Annotated in this window: 12 protein-coding genes and 1 pseudogene; 7 read left to right on the plus strand and 6 right to left on the minus strand. The window is 66.7% G+C overall.

Features of this window, described 5'->3' with window-relative positions:
- Positions 1 to 81: 81 nt before the first annotated feature.
- The 4 genes and pseudogenes from AC6CIE_RS02655 to AC6CIE_RS02670 all read left to right on the plus strand — a co-directional run.
- Complete coding sequence (locus tag AC6CIE_RS02655) at positions 82 to 630, plus strand: sigma-70 family RNA polymerase sigma factor (RefSeq protein ID WP_239215806.1); 549 nt, start codon at positions 82 to 84, stop codon at positions 628 to 630.
- Entirely contained in the window at positions 630 to 1,613 is a 984-nt protein-coding gene (locus tag AC6CIE_RS02660; RefSeq protein ID WP_498091044.1) for a FecR domain-containing protein, read from the plus strand. Before AC6CIE_RS02655 ends, AC6CIE_RS02660 begins: the two co-directional genes overlap by 1 nt.
- Before the next feature lie 87 nt (positions 1,614 to 1,700).
- On the plus strand, positions 1,701 to 4,127 hold the full coding sequence (locus tag AC6CIE_RS02665; RefSeq protein ID WP_452001035.1) for a TonB-dependent siderophore receptor: 2,427 nt from the start codon (positions 1,701 to 1,703) through the stop codon (positions 4,125 to 4,127).
- Positions 4,128 to 4,129: 2 nt separating this feature from the next.
- Positions 4,130 to 5,275: pseudogene (locus tag AC6CIE_RS02670) on the plus strand (PepSY-associated TM helix domain-containing protein); the annotation flags it as partial.
- A 23-nt stretch (positions 5,276 to 5,298) separates the two neighbouring features.
- Here AC6CIE_RS02670 and hpaI read toward each other — a convergent pair.
- The 3 genes from hpaI to AC6CIE_RS02685 form a co-directional block, all read right to left on the minus strand.
- Positions 5,299 to 6,099 carry a 4-hydroxy-2-oxoheptanedioate aldolase gene (gene hpaI, locus AC6CIE_RS02675; protein WP_175138408.1) on the minus strand — a complete coding sequence of 267 codons (801 nt, stop codon included), beginning with the start codon at positions 6,097 to 6,099 and terminating at the stop codon, positions 5,299 to 5,301.
- A 40-nt stretch (positions 6,100 to 6,139) separates the two neighbouring features.
- A complete protein-coding gene (gene hpaR / locus AC6CIE_RS02680; RefSeq protein ID WP_105239511.1) occupies positions 6,140 to 6,601 on the minus strand; it encodes a homoprotocatechuate degradation operon regulator HpaR in 462 nt (153 codons plus the stop codon).
- A 183-nt stretch (positions 6,602 to 6,784) separates the two neighbouring features.
- Positions 6,785 to 7,486: a hypothetical protein gene (locus AC6CIE_RS02685; RefSeq protein WP_498091047.1), complete on the minus strand. Its 702-nt coding sequence runs from the start codon at positions 7,484 to 7,486 to the stop codon at positions 6,785 to 6,787.
- 418 nt (positions 7,487 to 7,904) lie between these two features.
- Here AC6CIE_RS02685 and radA point away from each other — a divergent pair, with 418 nt between their 5' ends.
- The 3 genes from radA (at position 7,905) to AC6CIE_RS02700 (ending at position 10,535) form a co-directional block, all read left to right on the plus strand.
- Positions 7,905 to 9,266: a DNA repair protein RadA gene (radA, locus tag AC6CIE_RS02690; protein ID WP_175123498.1), complete on the plus strand. Its 1,362-nt coding sequence runs from the start codon at positions 7,905 to 7,907 to the stop codon at positions 9,264 to 9,266.
- A gap of 28 nt (positions 9,267 to 9,294) precedes the next feature.
- The gene (locus tag AC6CIE_RS02695) at positions 9,295 to 10,074 is read left to right on the plus strand and encodes a sulfite exporter TauE/SafE family protein (protein WP_498091049.1); all 780 of its coding nucleotides are present in this window, start codon (positions 9,295 to 9,297) and stop codon (positions 10,072 to 10,074) included.
- Positions 10,075 to 10,316: 242 nt separating this feature from the next.
- Positions 10,317 to 10,535, plus strand: a complete 219-nt coding sequence (locus AC6CIE_RS02700; protein ID WP_175123496.1) for a hypothetical protein — start codon at positions 10,317 to 10,319, stop codon at positions 10,533 to 10,535.
- Between the two features lie 154 nt (positions 10,536 to 10,689).
- On the opposite strand, the gene AC6CIE_RS02705 is transcribed toward AC6CIE_RS02700, so the two are convergent.
- The 3 genes from AC6CIE_RS02705 to AC6CIE_RS02715 all read right to left on the minus strand — a co-directional run bounded on the left by AC6CIE_RS02705 (position 10,690) and on the right by AC6CIE_RS02715 (position 13,826).
- Positions 10,690 to 11,646 carry a 2-hydroxyacid dehydrogenase gene (locus AC6CIE_RS02705; RefSeq protein WP_175123495.1) on the minus strand — a complete coding sequence of 319 codons (957 nt, stop codon included), beginning with the start codon at positions 11,644 to 11,646 and terminating at the stop codon, positions 10,690 to 10,692.
- A gap of 131 nt (positions 11,647 to 11,777) precedes the next feature.
- Positions 11,778 to 12,749, minus strand: coding sequence for a Bug family tripartite tricarboxylate transporter substrate binding protein (locus AC6CIE_RS02710; RefSeq protein WP_175123494.1), 972 nt, complete (start codon positions 12,747 to 12,749; stop codon positions 11,778 to 11,780).
- A 75-nt stretch (positions 12,750 to 12,824) separates the two neighbouring features.
- Positions 12,825 to 13,826, minus strand: coding sequence for a Bug family tripartite tricarboxylate transporter substrate binding protein (locus AC6CIE_RS02715; protein WP_175123493.1), 1,002 nt, complete (start codon positions 13,824 to 13,826; stop codon positions 12,825 to 12,827).
- Between the last annotated feature and the right edge of the window lie 41 nt (positions 13,827 to 13,867).

Genomic DNA, 13,867 nt, shown 5'->3' on the forward strand with positions numbered 1-13,867 from the left:
TTTTTTTGGCTGGCGCAAGCATGGCGGCGTTCAGCCGGGCTTGTATAATAATAACTATCATTTCCATTTTGGATGCTCGCCGTGTCGGACCGAGAGCACGCAGTTGGCGCATCGCTTTCCGCCCTGTACACCGCGCATTGCGGCTGGTTGCAGAATTGGCTGAATCGCCGTCTTCAGGATAATCACCAGGCCGCCGACCTGACCCAGGACACCTTTCTGACCTTGTTGGTGCGCCGGCACGCCATCGCGGATGTGCGTGAGCCCCGGGCATTCCTGACCACCATCGCGCGCGGCCTGCTGATCGATTTCTGGCGGCGCCGGGACATTGAACTGGCCTGGGCCGAAACACTGGCCGCGCGTCCCGAGATCACCCACCCATCCCCCGAAGTGCAAGTCCAGGCGCTCCAGGCGCTGGTCGAGATCGACCGCAAACTGCATCGCCTGGGCGTGCGCGCGCGCGCCGCTTTCCTGATGCACCGCATCCACGGCATGACGCATCCCGCCATTGCAGCGGAGCTGCGCGTGTCCGAGCGGACGGTGCGCAACGACATCGCGCAGGCCATGCTGTGCTTTTTGCTCGATACCGACCTGCAACCCGCTGGTGTGTATGGCGAAGAGGCAGGACGTTGATGGGCGCCGCCGCCGTCGATCCGCGCATTCTTGAGGCTGCCGCGCAGTGGTATGCGCTGCTGAGCTCGGGGGCGGCCAGCGAGCAGGAGCGCGCACGCTGGCAAGCATGGATGGACGCCGACAATGCGCATCGCCGGGCGTGGCAACGCGTCGAGGATGTGGGCGCGCAGTTCGATGCGCTGGTCGCCCAGCCGATGGGACGTGAGGCCAGCCTGGCCAGCCTTAATGCCGCCGCGCAGGGCCGGCGCGAGCGCCGCCGGCTGCTGACGGTTGCGCTGATTGCAGGCGCGACGGGATTGCTGGGCCTGGGCATTGCGCAGTCGCCAGCCGGCCGTCGAACCTGGGCGGCCTGGCAGGCGGACCTGGTCACGCCGGTGGGCGGATCGAAAGAAATCCGGCTTGCCGACGGCACGCTGATCCAACTCAATACCGATACCGCAGTGAAGGTCGATTACACCCGCGACCAGCGCCGCCTGGTGCTGCTGCGCGGCGAGATCATGATCGCCACCGCGCCCGACCCCGGGCGCACCTTCGTGGTGGACACGCCAGAAGGGCGGTTGCAGGCGCTGGGTACGCGGTTCAACGTGCGCAGCCTTGACGGCGAAACCACGCTCGCCGTGCTGGAGGGCGCGGTGCAGGCGCATTTTGCGGGGGCGCCGCCCGCCGGGATTCGAGTCGATGCCGGCATGCGGATGCGTGGCGGATCGCAAGGCATGGACGCGCCGGCAGCGCTGCGGGCCGACGACCACAACTGGACACGCGGCATCGTGCAGTTCGAGGAGGCGCCGTTGGCGCGGGTGGTCGCGGAACTGGCGCGTTACCGCCGCGGGCATCTCGGTTATGCCGATGACGTGGCGGCGCTGCCCGTGACGGGCACGTTTCCGCTGCATGACAGCGATCGCGCGCTGCGCCTGCTGAGCCAGGCACTGCCCGTGCGCATCAGCCAGCCGCTGCCGTGGTGGACGACCCTCCAAGCCCGCTGAACCCTCGCTGTTACAAAATAGTTTGCCGCTTTTGCCGCGCTCATCCGGCCTATGGGCAATTCAACACCCATATCGCGGATTCGTGGCATGACCAACCCCCTCACTGTTTTCCCCAACCTTCCGAGCCGCCGCGCGCGCATCGCCCCGCTGGCGCTTGCCATCGGCGTGATGCTGAGCGGCGGGGCGCCCCTGAGCGTCGTGCACGCGCAGTCCATCCAGACGCAGGTCCGCGATTACGACATCCCGGCCGGACCGTTGAGCCAGGTGCTCAATCTGTTTTCCGCCGAAGCCGGCCTCTTCGTCAGCGGCCACGGCGATCTGAGCAGCGGCCGGCAGAGCCCCGGCGTACGCGGCCGGTATACGCCCGAGGCCGGGATGGCCGCGTTGCTGACCGGCACTGGTCTCGTGGCGGAACGTCTGCCCGATGGCGGCTTCGTCCTGCGGCAAGGCCGCCAGGACGTGACGCTGCTGGAGCCGATTGCGGTGACCGCCCAGATCGAACGCCCGGATGGCCCGGTGCTGGGCATCGCCGCCACGAACAGCGCCACGGCAACCAAGACCGATACGCCGATCATCGAAACGCCGCAGTCGATCTCGGTGGTGAGCGCCGCGCAGATCAGCGATCAGAAGGCGCAGAACCTGCAGCAGGCGCTGGGCTATACGCCCGGCATCATGCCCGGCATCGTCGCCAAGAGCTCGATGTTCGAAGACACGATGAGCATCCGCGGCTTCGAAGCCAACCCGCAGACCGGCAGCTATTACCGCGACGGCATGCGCTACATGATCAATCAGTACAACGGCAAGCAGGAGCCGTACGGACTGGAGCGGGTGGAAGTGCTGCGCGGGCCGTCATCCGTGCTGTATGGCGCCGCCGCGCCGGGTGGCATCGTCAACACCGTGACGAAGCGTCCGCCCGGCGAAACGATGGGCGAGATCAATCTGGACGGCGGCAGTTTCGACCGCCGTCAGGTGTCGGCGGACATCGGCGGTCCGATCGATGAGGCCGGGGTGTGGTCCTATCGCCTGACCGGCCTGTTTCGCGAGAGCAAGCAGTTCATCGACTACAGCGCCGACGATCGCACCTACATCGCGCCCGCGTTGACGTGGCGCCCGTCAGCGGCCACCTCGGTCACGCTGCTGGCCAACTATCAGCGCAGCAAGACGATCAATCCGACAGAGGTGCCGGTCACCGGCTCGCTCTGGACCAACCCGAACGGACAGGTTCCGCGTTCGCGCTTTCTGGGTGAGCCCAACAACAACCGCTTCGATGTCGAATCGACGTCGTTGGCCGTGCTGATCGAACATGCGTTCAATGACACGCTGAAATTCCGCCAGTCGATGCGCTACTACGACGCGGACCTGACGATGCGCTACGTGCTGCTGCAAGGCGACGTGGACGCCGCGACGCAGCGCAGGGTGGCGCGTTCGGCACGCGGTTTCGATGACCGCACCACGGTGCAGACGATCGATACCAACATCGAAAAGCGATTTGAAACGGGGCCCGTGACGCAGACGATTCTTGCGGGCTTCGATTACACGCGCTCCACCTACAACAGCGACCGCCTGCGCGGCAATCTGCGGCCCATCGACGTCTTCGATCCGGTTTATATGCCCGGCGATGTCGTGGTCCTGCCCTGGCAGCAGCGCCGCAACACCGAGCATCGCCTTGGCATCTACCTTCAGGATCAGTTGAAGATTGCGGACAAGGTGGTGGTGCTGCTGGGTGGACGGTATGACAACGTGCGCGCCGAGAACCGCGCCTTGCACGCGCCGTCCACCAATTCGAACGACAAGGACACCGCCTTCACCGGCCGCGCCGGCGTGGTGTATCTGGCGGACAATGGCCTGGCGCCGTACGTCAGCTTCAGCCAGTCGTTCGAACCCACCAGCGGACGCGACCGCACCGAAGGCGCCTTCGAGCCCAGCCGCGGGACGCAGTACGAAGTCGGCATCCGATATCAGCCCGCAGGTCAAGACATCATGCTGAGCGCGGCGCTGTTCAACCTGGAGCGCAAGAACGTGCTCACGCCGGATCCGGTGGATCCGACCTTTCTGGTGCAGACCGGCAAGGTGCGCTCGCGCGGCCTGGAGCTCGAGGCGCGCGCACGCGTCACGCCGCAAATCGATGTGATTGCCGCTTACACCTACACCGACGCCCGCGTGGTCAAGAGCAATCTGCCGGGCGAAGAGGGCGAGCGCTTCAACACGCCTCTGCACGCTGCTTCCCTGTGGACCGATGTGAACCTGTCCGAGTGGGTGCTGATGGGACTCAAGGCCGGCGCCGGCGTGCGCTATGTCTCGGCGCGTCCCGACCGGCCGTCCAGCGGTTCGCTCGGCGGCGCCGGCTACACGCTGATCGATGCGCGCGTCAGTTATGAAAGCGGCCCGTGGCTCTACGCGCTCAACGTCACCAACCTGACGGACAAGACCTACATTCCGTCGATCTGCTACGGCGGCGTGTGCGACTACGGCGAGCCGCGCCGCATCATCGGCACGGTGAGCTACCGCTGGTGAACGTGCGCGCCGCGCTGCTGCGGCTGCATCGCTGGACCGGCCTGGTGCTGGCCGGCTTTCTTTGCCTGGTGGCGCTGACCGGCATCCCGCTGGCGTGGTACGACACGCTGGACGCCGCCACCGCGCCGGCCTTGCATCGCGTGGCGCCGCCTTCGGCGGATGCCACGCGGCTGGACGCGTTGATCCTGCGGGAACACGTAGCCCGACTCGCGCCAGCCGCGGCGATGCCCGCCACGCCGCTCGGCGGACAGGACGGCCGCAGCGTGCCGTTCCCGGTCTGGCTGCACGAGGAAGGCGCGGGCGCGCCGGTGCTGCACGAGGTCTTCGTCGACCCGTACTCCGGCGCCATTCTGGGCCAGCGCCGCTGGGGCGATCCGCGGGAAGGGCTGCGCAACCTGATGCCGTTCCTGCATCGGATCCACACGGCCCTGCTGTTCGAGGGTATCGGCGAGCGGTTGCTCGGCATCGTCGCCTTGGCGTGGACGCTGGACGGATTCGTCGGCGCGTGGCTTACGCTGCCTGCCCGGCCCCGAGCGCGCAAGCCGGCGTCCTCCGCGTGGCAGCGCTGGGCGCCCGCCTGGCGCATCCGCTGGCAGGGTGGTCCGCATAAGCGCAACTACGATCTGCATCGTGCCGGCGGGCTGTGGCTGTGGGCAGCGCTGACGCTGATGGCATGGAGCAGCGTCGCGCTGAACCTGCCCTCCATTTACGATCCGGTGATGCGTGCCGGTCTGAGCTATCAGGCCGATCCCCGACGCGGCGCGGCCGTGGCGGCCGGTGACCCGATGCCGCCCGAGCAGGCCCGCGACGCCGGGCGGTGGCTGATGGCGGAACTGGCTGCCCGCGAAGGCTTCGTAGTGCTCGGCGAACACTGGCTGGCGCTGGATGCGCGCCGCAAGCTGTATCGCTACAGCGTGCGCAGCAGCCGGGATCTGCGCACGCGCAGCGGTGCGACGTCGGTCGTGTTCAATGCGGTGAATGGGCAGCTCGTGGGCAGCCATCTTCCAACGGGCAGGGCCGCCGGCGATACCGTCAAGCATTGGCTGACCAGCCTGCACATGGCGGCGTTCTGGGGCTGGCCGTTGCAACTGATGGTGGCGCTGGTCGGCGTGGTTACGCTGGCGCTAAGCGTGACCGGGGTCTGGCTGTGGTGGACGCGCCGCCGCGCACGTCAGTACGGACCCTTGCTTGCGCCGACGGCGGCCAGTTCCTTGAACTCGCCGGCCAGCGCCTCGGCCGCGCGCGCCAGCAGTACGGCGTCCACGCCCACCGCCACGAAGGTCGCGCCCAAGGACAGGTAATGCTTGGCCTGCTTCACGCCGCTGTGCAGGATGCCTGCCGCCTTGCCGGACCGCACGATGCGCGCGATGGCATCGTCGATGGTCTTCTCGACCACGGGATGCTCCGGCTGGCCCAGGTAGCCCATGCTGGCCGACAGGTCGGCGGGTCCGATAAAGACACCATCCACGCCGTCAACGGCCAGGATCTCGTCAAGCGCCGCGATGCCGTCCGGGGTTTCGATCTGCACCAGCACGCACATCTGGTCGTTGGCGCGTTCAAGGTAGTTGGGAATGCGATTCCAGCGCGACGCGCGCGCCAGCGCACTGCCCACGCCGCGGATGCCCTGCGGCGGATAGCGCACGGCGGCAACTGCGGCGGCCGCTTCCTGTGCCGATTGGATCATGGGCACCAGCACCGTCTGCGCGCCGGTGTCCAGGATCTGCTTGATCTGGACGGGGTCGTTCCAGGCCGGACGCACCACGGGGGCAACCGGATACGCCGCCACGGACTGCAATTGGGCGAGGGTGGAGTCGAGCGTATTGGGCGCGTGCTCGCCGTCGATCAGCAGCCAGTCGAACCCGGCGCCCGCAAGGATTTCCGAGGTGTAGGCGCTGGCCAGGCCGGCCCACAGGCCGATCTGGGGTTTGCCGTCGCGCAGGGCTTGCTTGAACGTATTGGTCAGGAGGTCCATGGACTGGGGATCGCGTGGAGGGAGGAGAGGGGATTGACGTTCAGGGCGTACCGGCATCGCGGGTGGGGCCGTCGCGCTTGATGAGGTCGACCATGGCGTCCACATCGGTGTACAGGCGCTCCAGCAATTCCTTGCCGATCCTTTCTTCGATTTCCTGGTACTTCGCGTCGACCTGGGGCCGCATGCGGTCGATGAGCTTGTTGCTTTTGGCGGTCAGGGAGATTTCCTGGCGGCGCTGGTCGGCGCTGGACCGCGTGCGCTTGATGAGCCCTTGCTCTTCCATGCCGGCCAGCATGCGCGTGAGGCTGGGGCTCAGGATCTGACAGGCCCGGGCGATCTGATTGGGTTCCAGCGAGCCCACCTCGCTCAGCGTGCGCAAGACCCGCCATTGCTGTTCGGTGACGCCGGCTGCGTGCAGGATGGGGCGGAAATGCGCCATCAGCGTTTCGCGCGCGTAGAGCAGCAAATGGGGAAGATTGCGGTGGTGGAAGCTCGGACTCATGGCGGCTATGTTAGCAAGAAGCCGCCCAAAAAATGCTCAATTATTCAGGCCTGAACGCGGCCTGCCCCGGCGCGGCGGCGGGCCGGGGCAGGTCAGGGGGGGGCGGACCAGCGGCGCAGTCAGGCCGCAGTCAGGAGGCAAAGCCAAGGCCGCATTGGGACTGGCGAGGGCCAGTCCCGGACGTCACGCCGGGTTCTGGCGGGACAGTTCCTGCAGGTCGTCGGGTAGCGCAAAATCGGGCGCGCCCCGCTGCAGCTCGCGCAACGCCTGCACGGCGTCTTCTTCGCGGTCGTCCACGATCAGGCCGCGGATCTGGGCCACGCGCGCCTCGATGTCCTGTTCGGTAAAGGCTGCAACCTGCTGTGCTTCTGCCGGGGCCTCCTGCGCGGCTGCTTGCGCGGATTCCTGCGCAGCCGTTTCGGCGGCTGCGGGCTCGGCGGGTGCTGCAGCCGCGGCGGGTTGCGCCCCTGCAGGATGGGTCGAGACGGGTTGGGTCGATGCAGGTTGCGACACCGCCGGCTGTGCCGGGACGGCTGGTTCCTGTTGCAGGGCGACGACGCGGCGCAGGGGCGACGGATCGCTGGCCGGCGCGGCGGACGCGGAAGGCGCAGCCTGCGCGGCGTCGCTTTCCTGCACGGCCACCAGTTGCATCTGCGGCTCGGTGTCCTCGATGGCCTCGCGCATGTCGGTCCATGCAAAAAGGCCTGCGACCATCACGGCGCAGGCGGCGGCGCCCCAACCGGGATGCCAGCTATGGCCGGGGTGCCATCTGCGTCGTACCGCGGCATCCAGTTCCGGATTGGCGCCGGGACCCGGCTTGCGGTACAGGGCGCGCAGATCCCGTTCATCGTCTTCGTCAAAAGGGGGGCGATAAGTAATGCTCATGCGCGTACTCCTCGCACATACGCCGGGTGGCACAGCGTATCCGCGTTCGACCTTTGCGAGCGCCGCGCCGGTGGTCCGGCGTCTGGTCGTGCTGGGGTCATGTTCCGGTTTGAGCGGTCTCGTGAAAGGCCGCGAGTGATTGCGCCGCGATTCCCCACGCAGTGCGTCGCAAGGACGTCCGTCGTAGAGTATGCCGTCCGGTTGGGACGGTTCGACAATATGCGCTGCACCTGGCGATTATGCGCGATTTGAAACGGATCGGGCAGGAAATTTCTTCTGTTTGCATCATGTAACCACTGCGCTGGGCGGTTTGTGAAAGCTGTCTGAAAGAAATGCCTTTCGCCCGTGCGCGATCGGTGTGCCAAAACGATCTCTGTACTGGCGCAGCGCCCGCAGGTTGCCGGGTACACTTTCGCGCATGGCAAAAACCCGAACCGTATATGTGTGCGCCGATTGCGGCGGCACCACCCCCAAGTGGCAGGGAAAATGCCCGCACTGCAACGCGTGGAACACGCTTGAAGAAACGGTGGAATCGTCCGCGCCCGCGGCCGCTGCCCATCGTTATGCGCCGCTGGCCTCGTCCAGCCCGGTGCGCAGCCTGTCCGAAATCGAGGCCCGCGAAACCCCGCGCACGCCCACCGGCCTGGACGAATTCGACCGCGTGCTCGGTGGCGGCCTGGTGGCCGGCGCGGTGGTGCTGATCGGCGGCGACCCCGGCATCGGCAAGTCGACGCTGCTATTGCAGGCGCTGGCTTCGCTGTCAGAGTCCACCAACGTGCTGTACGTCACGGGCGAAGAATCCGCCGAACAGGTCGCGCTGCGCGCGCGCCGGCTTGGCCTGCAAACCGGCAACGTCAATTTGCTGGCCGAAATCCGCCTTGAAGCCATCCAGGCCGCGGTGTCGGAACAGAAGCCGTCGGTTGCCGTCATCGACTCGATCCAGACGCTGTACAGCGGCGAACTCACCGCGGCGCCGGGCTCGGTCTCGCAGGTGCGCGAATGTGCCGCGCAACTGACGCGGCTGGCCAAGCAGACGGGCATCGCGATCGTCATGATCGGCCATGTCACCAAAGACGGCGCGCTGGCCGGCCCGCGCGTGCTGGAACACATCGTGGATACCGTGCTGTATTTCGAGGGCGACACGCATTCGTCGTTCCGCCTGGTGCGCGCGTTCAAGAACCGCTTTGGCGCCGTCAACGAACTGGGCGTGTTCGCCATGACCGACCGCGGCTTGCGCGGCGTGGCCAATCCGTCCGCCTTGTTCCTGTCTCAACACGAACAGCAGGTTGCGGGCTCGTGCGTCATGGCCACACAGGAAGGCACGCGCCCGTTGCTGGTCGAGATCCAGGCGCTGGTCGACAGCTCCCACGCGCCCAATCCACGCCGCCTGACGGTCGGCCTGGAAGGCAACCGGCTTGCCATGCTGCTGGCCGTGCTGCACCGGCATGCGGGCGTGTCCACCTTCGACCAGGACGTGTTCGTCAACGCGGTGGGCGGCGTGCGCATCACCGAACCCGCGGCCGACCTGCCGGTACTGCTGGCCATCATGTCTTCGCTGCGCGACCGGCCGCTGCCGCGCGGTCTGATCGCGTTCGGCGAAGTCGGTCTGGCCGGCGAGATCCGTCCCGCCCCGCGCGGGCAGGAGCGTCTGCGCGAAGCCGCCAAGCTCGGCTTTTCGGTGGCCCTCATCCCCAAGGCCAACGCGCCGCGCCAGCCCATCGAGGGCCTGGAGATCTGGGCGGTGGACCGGCTGGACGCGGCACTGGAAAAGCTGCGCTGATGCGTGGCGTCGTTGGTTGGAGCAATACGTGAGTCTGTTCGTCATCGCCGCATGCCTGGCCGCCGGCTGCATGATCGGTTTCATGGGCGGCGTGCTGGGCATCGGGGGTGGGCTGATCGCCATTCCGGCTCTTGTCCTGCTGATGGGCATGTCGCAGCAGCTCGCGCAGGGCACGGCGCTCATCATGGTCTTGCCGACCATCATGATGGCCGTGCGCAAATACAACCAGCAGACGCGCATCGACAAGCGCGTCGCGTTGGCCGGTGCGGCGGGCGCCGTGGTGTTCACGTGGGTGGGCGCGCAGATGGCGCTGGGCATCGACTCGACCTTGCTGCGTCAGAGCTTCGCGGTGTTCCTGTTCTTCATAGCGCTGTTCTACGTCTGGCAGACGTGGCGCGCCTCGCGCCCGGCGGCCCACCACGCACCGCGGCCGACACGCGCCACGCCCGTCTTCACGCCGCGGCGCGCCAGCGTGCTGGGCATGCTGTGCGGCACGCTTGGCGGGTTCTTCGGCGTGGGCGGCGCGGTGCTGGCCGTTCCAATCATTACATCGGTCTTTCGCCTGCCGCAGACCGCCGCGCAAGCGCTCACGCTCAGCATGGTGATTCCGGGCTCGATGATCGCGCTCGTCACCTACACGTGGGCAGGGCAGGCCAACTGGATGGTCGGCGCGCCGCTCGCGATCGGCAGCCTCATCTTCGTGCCCATCGGCGTGCGGCTTGCGTACCGGCTTCCTGAACGCAAGCTGAGAGCTTGCTTTGCGCTGATGCTGTTTGCCACCGTCGCGCTGTTGGCGTTTGAAAGGTAAACCTGCAAAAGAATAGTCGCCCCGCCGCCCGGCCGCCCGAAGGCGGGGCAGCCCCCTCGGGGGGCAGCAAGCGAGCGAAGCGAGTGCGGCGTGGGGGCAACAATTTTTTAGTGACCGAAAAATTGTGGTTCGGTGTTGAACCTTCTTGGCGGGCAAGCTTCCAACCGCATACGGGCCTAGCGGCATCGTGCCGCCCCGTAACGGAAAAGGGCATATGCCCTTCACCAACCAGGAGTACTTACATGACGACTCACTCCCGCATTGCTGCGTTTCTTTCCACTTCGGCCCTGTGCCTTGGCCTCGCTGCCGCGCCGTCGGCGTTCGCGGCTGGCGCCAGCAAGACCGGCGACACCAAGACCCAGGCGCATCACAAGCATCACAAGGCTGACAAGTCGTCCGCCAAGCATTCAGCAGGCGCAGCGACCAACCACAAGTCCGGCGCCACGACGCCGACCAAGTAACCGCGCCGGGCGGCGACGCCCACGTTCCTTTGCGCGACAAAGACTGACCGGACACGCGGGGGCCGGAAAGTCGAAAGCCTCTCGGTATGGGCGCCGAGAGGCTTTTTCATTTCTGCTTCAAGCCGCGCGCCATGCCGGCGGCGGCCGCATTCGCTTACTCCACTGGCGTGATCACGCGGCCATTCTCGAAGAACGACTGCAGGTTCTCCAGCATCATGTCTTCCATTGCCAGACGCGTTTCCTCGGTGGCGCTGCCGATGTGCGGCAGCAGCACGGCCTTGTCGCTCTTGATCAGCGCTTCCGGCACCTTGGGCTCGTGTTCGAAGACGTCGAGCGCGGCGCAGCCCAGCTTGCCGGCTTCAAGCGCGGCGACCAGCGCCGTCTCGTCGATGACCGGCCCGCGTGCAATGTTGACGATGATGCCCTTGGGACCCAACGCCTCGAGCACCTCGCGGTTCACCAGGTGGCGCGTGCTCGGTCCGCCGACGGTTGCCACGATCAGGAAATCGGCCCACTTGGCCAGGTCCGTCAGCGAGGCCTCGTAGCCATAGTCGACGTCGTCGCGCTTTCTGCGGTTGTGATAGCGCACGTCCATGTCAAAGCCCGTACCGCGCTTGGCGATGGCTTCGCCGATGCGGCCCAGACCCACGATGCCCAGTTTCTTGCCGCTGACGCGCAGCCCCAGCGGAATGCTGCCGTGCACCTGACCCCATTGGCCGGCACGCACGAAGCGTTCGCCCTGGCCCATGCGGCGCGCGCCTGCGATCAACAGGCCCCAGGCCAGATCGGCCACGCAATCCGTCAACACGTCCGGCGTATTGCTGACCAGCACGCCACGCTTGCGCGCGGCGTCGACATCGATCGTCTCGTAACCCACGCCCCAACTGCAGATGGCCTTCAGGTCGGGCAGCGCGTTGATGAGTTCGGCGTTGGCGCCGAAATTCGCGGACGTGACGACGGCGGTGACGCCCTTGCCATGTTCGGCCAGCGCGGCCTTGCGGTCCGGGTACTTCCACAATTCGATGACGTCATAGCCGTCGGCCAGGCGCTTGTTGGCGGAGGGAGAGCCGGCCAGCGAGCCGACCTGGATGATGCGTTGCTTGGTGGTCATGTTGTCGTACGGTTGGGTGGCGAAGGGTTCATGCTACTTGATTCATGCAGAAGACCGCGGGCCAGCCCCGCATCCGCGGGATCGGGACGGGCCGCGGACAAAAGATGCCCGCCTTCGGGCATCCCGTCGCTTTACTCGAGCTGGATGTTGGCTTTCTGGATCACGTCCTTCCAGCGCTTGACCTCGGCCTGCTGGAATTCCGCGAACTGCTGCGGCGTGTTGGCGACCACTTCAAAGCCCAGGCCTTGCAGCGTCTTCTGCGTCTGCGGTTCGCGCAGCGCGGTGCGCAAGGCCTCGGCCAGCTTGTCGACGACCGGCTGCGGCGTACCCTTGGGCACGGCAAAGCCCTGCCAGGAATACACGACCATATCCTTGATGCCGGCCTCGGCCAGCGTCGGCACGTCGGGCAGGTCGGTCGCGCGCGTGTCGCCCGTGATGGCCAGCGCCTTCAGCTTGCCCGCCTTGATGTGGTTCTGCACCGCGCCCAGATTCTGGAAGGACACGTTGACCTGGCCGCCGATCAGGTCCGCGATGGCGGCGCCGCCGCCCTTGTACGGTACGTCGACGCCGGTGCTCTGCGTGCGCTGCCGGAACAGCACGGCCGACAGGTGGTCCGACGATCCCGTGCCGGACGAGGCGTACGACACGCGGTTCGGATTCTTCTTGGCGTAGTCGACCAGTTCGGCCACGGTGCTGGCCGGGAACGACGTCGCCGCGACCAGCACGTTGGGGTTGCGCACCGCCTGCGTCAGGTAGGTGAAGTCTTTGCTGGGGTTGTACGACAGGTTCTTGTACAGGGCTTCGTTGATGGCGAAGGTGCCGATGGATCCGACCATCATGGTGTAGCCGTCGGGCGTGGAGCGGGCCAGCGCCTGCGCGCCGATCGCGCTGTTTGCGCCCGGCTTGTTCTCGACGACGAAGGTCTGCCCCAGGATCTTCGCCAGCGCCGGCGTGACCGAGCGCCCGGTGATGTCGGAAGAACCGCCTGGCACGAAGGGCACGATCATGGTGACGGGCTTTTCCGGGTAACCGGCGGCAAGGGCCGCCGGCGACCCAAGCACAACGGCGCCCGCCGCGAGTACGGCGCTGATCAGTTTGTTCATGGTGTCTCCTGGTTCGCGTGATGATGAAGAGCCCGCCGCTCACGCGTTGCGGACGGGCCCCGGATCGGCGCAGGGTCAGTCGACCTTGGCGCCGGATTTCTTCACAACGTCGGCCCACTTGACGGTTTCCTGGGCCATGAACTGCTTGAACTGGGCGGGCGTGTTGCCGGATGGGGTCGCGCCTTGCGCCTGAAGCTGTGCGCGCACGGGCTCCTGCTGCAAGGCCGCCGCCACGTCGCGCTGGACCTTTTCCACGATGGCGGGCGGCGTGCCGGCCGGCGCCAGCAGACCGAACCAGCTCGAGGCCTCGTAGCCCTTCACGCCGGCTTCAGCCATCGTGGGCACGTCGGGCAGGGCGGGGGAACGGTTGGCGGTCGTCACGGCCAGCGGGCGCAGCTTCCCGGCCTTGATAAAGCCCATGGACGAGGGGAGATTGTCGAAGATCAGGTCCGCCTGCCCGGCCATCACGTCGGTGAGGGCCGGGCTGCTGCCCTTGTAGGGCACGTGCGTCATGCGCGTGCCGGTCATGCTCTGGAAGAGTTCGCCCGACAGATGCGTGGAAGTGCCGTTGCCCGTGGACGCCATGTTGACGCTGTCGGGATTGGCCTTCAGGTATTTGATCAGGTCCGCCACGTTGCGGATGCCGTGCTTGTCGGCGAACTTGGGGTTGACCTCCAGGATGTTGGGCACCGGGATCACCAGCGTCACCGGCACGAAGTCCTTGACCGGGTCATAGGGCAGCTTGGCGTACACGGACTGATTGATGGCGTGGGTGCTGACCGTGCCCATCAGGAAGGTATAGCCGTCGGGCGTGGCGCGCGCGGCTTCGGCCGAGCCGACATTGCCGCCGGCGCCCGCCTTGTTGTCGACCACCACGGGCTTGTTCCAGCTCTTGCCCAATTCGGCCGCCACGACGCGCGCGGCGATGTCGGCAGTGCCGCCGGCGGGGAAGGGCACGATGATCTTGACTTCGCGTTCGGGGTAGTCCGCGAAGGCCGGCGAGGCCGGCAGGGCAAAGGCGGTGGCCGTCAGCAGGGCGGCCGCAATAAACCGGCCTCGCACAGGGGCTGCATGCATGGAATTCGTCTCCTCGGTGTGCGCGTGGCCGCGCATCGTTT

The sequence above is a fragment of the Achromobacter sp. GQ309 genome (genome assembly GCF_059759315.1).